Raw genomic sequence first — 4,951 nt, forward strand, 5'->3', positions numbered from 1 at the left:
GGTCAAAATCGGCGCGCCAGCGGTACCAAAACGGCCCCGGGTCTACCCACAGCTCCATAAAAACGCAGGTCACAAGGGGGTGCCCGAAAGTGCCAAAACGTCCCCGGCCAGCGGCGGCGAGCAGCACCCCGGCCAGCGGCGCAGCGGCCGTCAGAGCGCAGTCAGTGATGACGCCGAGGGAGGGGGTGCAGCCGGCCGGGTCCTGGGGGAGCAGGGGGGCGTTCCGCGGGACCCGGCCGGTGGGAGGCCAGCAGCGCCGGGGTCGCGGCGCGGCTGCTCTGCTCGGTGGCCCGGTGGTGCTGTGGTGGGGCCGCCGTGCCGGGAATGCTAGACCCCGAGAGTCGCGGTGAACAGTGCCCTGACCTGGGATTTTCTGGCCGCGAACATGCCATCCGGAAGGTACCGCTCCGAACTTTGGACCGGGTGCGTCGAAGGGGATATGTTCCGGCCGGCAGTGCGCCACGATGACGCGATGAACGACAGCACCCAGGCGATGGTCGACCTCCTGCGCGAGAGGTACCGCAGCAGCATCGACACCCACGAGAACATCTTCACCGCCGTCGCCAACGGCCAGATCGGCGTGGAGATCGGCGGCTCCCGCGAAGCCCACACCCGCATCGCCCACCAGTCCCTGCGCGAAGCCGAGTCAGTGCTGGAGCTGTTCGAGCACACCATCGTCGCCCACCTCGGCACGGCCGGCCCCATGGGCGCCATCGCCGAACAGCAGCTACGCATCCTCGCCCCCCCGTTCCTGCAGCCCAGACCGACGCGGGTTCCCACGACAGCCCGCAGGAACGATCCGGGCATGGACGGACGGCGAGCGCCAGGAGCAGGACCAGCCGGCCGCTGCGGCACGGCGGCCCGGAGCGGTCAGACCCGCCGGTCCGGGTCGGAGAAGGTCAGGCCGCCGGCCGCGAGCGGACGCCGGGCCGGGGCAGGTACGGCCACGGTCTCACCGGGCGGCTGGCGGAAGTCCGCGCCCTGCTCGACGGGCAGCCGGCGCGCGCCGGACTGAGCGGGCAGGGGCACGTCGGTGGCGGTCGCAGAGAAGGTGGGCATCGCGAGAGGGCGGCGGACGGTCATGACCAGGCCAGCAGCCTCCGGGCGGTCCGGCCCGAGCGGACGGTAACGTCTTTCAGGTGCAGGAAGCGCGGGTCGGGCGCCCGACGGCGGCGCCCGTCCTCGGCGGCCTGGCCCAGGTGCCCGAGCACCTCCTGCACTCAGGTTCCGGCGTCCTGCTTCACAGCCGCCAGGTCGGTGATCTGGTCGGCGGGCGGGAGGGTGACGTCCAGTGGGGCACCGTAGTCGGTGAAGTCCATGGCCACCCCCTGTTCCTCGGACTCCACACGCAGAGGACGTGCCGGGGTCTCGGTGGAGACGTGCCCGGTGAAGGCGCCGGGGATGACGGCGAGGATCGAGACGGCCTTGACGCCGGTGACGGTCGTGCTGCCCATGTTGAGGGCCTGCTTGGAAGAGGTGCCGTCGCCGAAGACGGGGATGGTCTTCCGTTCACAGAGCTGGCTGATGGCGGTCAGCGTGTCGCCGGGAGCGAGGCGCAGCCAGCGGTCGTTCATCCGTCCGGCGACGGCGGGGCCGTCGAGTTTGGTGAGGGCCTGGACGTCGGGCTTGGCGAGTGTCTGTCCCGAGGTGCGCAGGAACTGCATCGTTCCCAGGTCGGCGGTGGTGAGCGATCCCTTGCAGTTGCCATGGTCGTCGGTCTGCACGGTGAAGTCGATCTTGTGGCCGTCGTTGGTGGAGTGACCGGTGACCTTGACGGTTGCGGCTTTGAGGAAGTCCTGCTGGGCCCGTTCGATGATGATCGCGCCGGTCATCGACTCGAGTCGTTCGGTGGGGCTGGGTGAGGCGGTGGTGGTGGCGCCGGTGGCGTTGTCGGTCTTGTCAGGGCCGCAGGCGGCGGTCGCCACGAGGGAGAGGGCCGCGGCGGTTGCGGCGAGGACCCGCTTGGCGGTGACGCGGGTCGTGCGCTGCTGGTCAGGGGTGATGTTCACGGGTTCCCATTCGTATGGACGAGGTTGTTGTCATTGCGCGGGGGCGGGGCTCCGCGACTCGCGTCTGGCGCCGGAGTCCGCCCCCAGGCTCGTGCGCCTTTCGGGTCGCCGGTGCCGAGTGACCGTCGGGAGTGCTGCTCGTAGTCCAGGGACCATGCCGGTTGGCCCGGAGGCCGAGGCCGTCCCAGGTGCCGAGGCAGGTGCCCTGGATGGTGGCCCAGCGGGGAGGCCCAAGGCAGCGTCAACCGGTGTTGACACGCATCCGGACAGCAGGAGACGGTGGCGTGCCGAGCGCCCTGTCCTTGCTGGATACGCGAGCGTGCGTTTGTGCGTGAAGTTGTGACCATGCCAGTCGTGTCGAGCCCCCCGGTCGCGTGCTCCCGAGCCGGGAGCGTTCGGGTGGGAACGATGGGCCCCGACCTGAGGCCACGTCAAATGAATTGTCGACTTGTGGGGGCATGTCCGGAATCGCCACGGCCACCGGTGGATCCAGCCGACGACCGGTTCACGACCCTCGACAGGCCGCGCCCATGGAGCCGACTGCCTCCGGCCGCAGCCGCAAAGTTGGGCGGGTCGGAGGGCGGGACTCAGGGAGCTGGGATTCTCGGTCCGGCTCGAGCCGTCCGGGCGGATCTCTACAGCGTCTCGGGCGCCACCCGGCTGATGCGCCGGCTGGGCTTCACCCCGCAGGTCCCCACGAGGCGGGCCGCCGAGCGCGACGAGCAGGCCGTGGCCTCGTGGAAGGACGCGACCTGGGCGGCCTGCGATGGATAGACCTGTTTCGAAGACGAAGCCGGGTTCACCCGCAGCCGCCGAAGGGCGCACGTGGGGACGCCGCAGCATCACCCCGGTCGTGAAGGTGGGCGGCTGAGCTCGGGGCGGGTCTCGGTCGCGGTCCCCGAACGCGGGCAACAAGAGCAGAAGGCGGGCGTGGGGATCGGTGGTGGATCCGACGCGGCGGTGCCGGCCGGGGCCATCGAGCGGCTGACGGCGGCGCTGCGGGCCTGTACCGCGGTCGAGGAGCCCGAGCGCCTCGCGGCTGCGCTGCTGGAAGACCAGGGGCAGTGCGGTCCGGTCTGCTGGACCACGGCCGAGTCCGGCCACCAGGTCAACGACGGCGGCTACTCGTACCGCAACCCGGCCAACCGCTTCGCCCTGCCAACTGACCTGCTCGCCCGCATGACGGCAGCGCTGGCCTTGTGAGTGGCATCCGGTGCGACGTTGTGGCGTCGTTCATACGTGCCGAGTCGGCAGGTCACAGGGCGCCGGGCCGCGGCTACTCGTCGACGGACACTTGGCCGCTGGCCTTCATGTGCCGGGTCGGGTTGGCTTCATCGGCAACCCGACCCGGCGAACTCGGCCAACGACCGGTCGGCGGCGGTCTGCTGGCTGGTGCGGGCGGCGCGGGCCTCGGGTGGACGGTCACTCTTGGCGGTGGTGGTGTTCTGGCTGGTGGGGGCAGTGGTCGGGGTCATCGGGGGTCCTCCTCTCCGGCTCCGCCCTCGATGAGGGTGAAGATGCGGTCGTAGGTGGCCAGCTCGCGCTGCTCGACCTCGACGCCGAGGCCGTCGGGCGCCAGGAACGCGGCCCGGGCGGTGCGTGCGCGGGCGGCCTGTTGCTGCCGGACTTCCTCGCGCAGGTGCCGGGCCGCGGCGGCGTGCTCGGGGTCGGTGATCGACTGGTGGCGGGCCCAGCAGCGGGCATGGCGGGCCATCACGTCCTCGCCGCAGGTCACGGTGATCTCCTCGGTGTCGGCCTGGACGGTGACCAGGCGGCCGATCGCGCGGGGGTGGACGGAGTAGTCGTTGGTGTCGACGCGGATGTAGTGGTCGCGGCCCAGGCGAGTGCGAAGCGGCCACCAGGCCGGCGGGCCGACGGGCGGGACGGCCAACATGGCCGCCCTGTCCGTCTCCCACCGGTCGAGGGGCCGGGAGCCGATCGTGCGGTGCCGACAACGGTTGGCATTCTGCAGCCAGGCGGTCAGCTGGGTGTTGAAATCGCCCGGGCCGACGAAGGTCTGCGCTCCGAGGCCGGATGGGACGGCCCTCACTATCGCGTCCGAACCGATGGCTTCGAGGCTTCCTCCCGAACCCTGACGAGGCACTCGACAAGGTCTGCACCATCGATGCCGAGGTTCGCCTCGTTGCACTGCACCCTGCCCCGCTGGTCCCCCTCATGTCCTTCACCAACATTCCAAGGGTGGCTCGTCAAGCACACAAGCAGATCGGACCGGCCCGGTGCCGGAGAGGGGTGCCGAACCGGATCCGTCTCCTGCGCCAGGTCGTCGGAGTGATCTGTCGGTTATCTGGCGATACCGCCGCTGCGCTGTGAATTCCTGCTGGCAGCCGACGCCTTGGGTCCCCTAGAGTCGGCGCGCCCATCCCGATCGGGGTGGTGGCGTACCGGCGTGCGTGGTCAAGCACGCGGCGATTCCAGGAGTTGACGATCTGATGGTGTGTGTGGCGTGCGGGACACGCCCCGTGGGGACGGACAGCGGCCGCTGCTTCGGCTGCGCGGAGGCGGCCCCCGGATGGGCGGCGGCACTGCGCCCGGCGAACGGCCTTGCCGTGGCGGTCTACGTCCTGCTGGGGCTGAACGCTGCGGTGGCGGCGGCGGCGGTTGCGGTCGACCTCTGGTCCGACGTGTCCCTGGGCCGGCTGGTGGACGGGTCGGACGATGTCGGCCTCGACGATTTCGACGCCGTGGACTCCGTGGCGACCGCGCTGAACGGGGTGTTCATCCCGTTGGCGCTGGCCACCGCCGTGGTGTTCATCGTCTGGTTCTACCGCATCCGCCAGAACGCCGACCTGCTGCTGCCGAACGGGCACCGCCTGGGACGCGGCTGGAGCATCGGGGCCTGGTTCACCCCGGTCGTCCTGCTCTGGTTCCCCTGGCAGCTGATGGTGGACTGCTGGAGGGCGAGCGCGCCGCTGGACGCGGAG

At 70.8% G+C, this 4,951-nt stretch carries 7 protein-coding genes; 4 read left to right on the forward strand and 3 right to left on the reverse strand.

What is annotated here, in order from left to right:
- Positions 1 to 472: 472 nt before the first annotated feature.
- Positions 473 to 1,015 carry a hypothetical protein gene (locus ACFU7Y_RS40070; protein ID WP_380771303.1) on the forward strand — a complete coding sequence of 181 codons (543 nt, stop codon included), beginning with the start codon at positions 473 to 475 and terminating at the stop codon, positions 1,013 to 1,015.
- A 205-nt stretch (positions 1,016 to 1,220) separates the two neighbouring features.
- On the opposite strand, the gene ACFU7Y_RS40075 is transcribed toward ACFU7Y_RS40070, so the two are convergent.
- A complete protein-coding gene (locus ACFU7Y_RS40075; protein WP_380771304.1) occupies positions 1,221 to 2,009 on the reverse strand; it encodes a hypothetical protein in 789 nt (262 codons plus the stop codon).
- 663 nt (positions 2,010 to 2,672) lie between these two features.
- Between ACFU7Y_RS40075 and ACFU7Y_RS40080 the strand changes: the two genes are divergently transcribed.
- Both ACFU7Y_RS40080 and ACFU7Y_RS40085 read left to right on the forward strand, forming a co-directional pair.
- Entirely contained in the window at positions 2,673 to 2,783 is a 111-nt protein-coding gene (locus ACFU7Y_RS40080; RefSeq protein ID WP_380771305.1) for a winged helix-turn-helix domain-containing protein, read from the forward strand.
- Positions 2,784 to 2,939: 156 nt separating this feature from the next.
- Positions 2,940 to 3,212 (forward strand): hypothetical protein, encoded by a 273-nt coding sequence (locus tag ACFU7Y_RS40085; protein WP_380771306.1) that lies wholly within the window; start codon positions 2,940 to 2,942, stop codon positions 3,210 to 3,212.
- A gap of 128 nt (positions 3,213 to 3,340) precedes the next feature.
- On the opposite strand, the gene ACFU7Y_RS40090 is transcribed toward ACFU7Y_RS40085, so the two are convergent.
- Together ACFU7Y_RS40090 and ACFU7Y_RS40095 are read right to left on the reverse strand one after the other, a co-directional pair.
- Entirely contained in the window at positions 3,341 to 3,484 is a 144-nt protein-coding gene (locus ACFU7Y_RS40090; RefSeq protein ID WP_380771307.1) for a hypothetical protein, read from the reverse strand.
- Positions 3,481 to 4,059: a hypothetical protein gene (locus ACFU7Y_RS40095; RefSeq protein ID WP_380771308.1), complete on the reverse strand. Its 579-nt coding sequence runs from the start codon at positions 4,057 to 4,059 to the stop codon at positions 3,481 to 3,483. Before ACFU7Y_RS40095 ends, ACFU7Y_RS40090 begins: the two co-directional genes overlap by 4 nt.
- Before the next feature lie 430 nt (positions 4,060 to 4,489).
- Here ACFU7Y_RS40095 and ACFU7Y_RS40100 point away from each other — a divergent pair.
- Positions 4,490 to 4,951: DUF4328 domain-containing protein (locus ACFU7Y_RS40100; RefSeq protein ID WP_380771309.1), on the forward strand; the 462-nt coding region annotated here is incomplete at its 3' end.

This window comes from Kitasatospora sp. NPDC057542 (assembly GCF_042801945.1).
In the GTDB taxonomy this organism is placed as follows: domain Bacteria; phylum Actinomycetota; class Actinomycetes; order Streptomycetales; family Streptomycetaceae; genus Kitasatospora.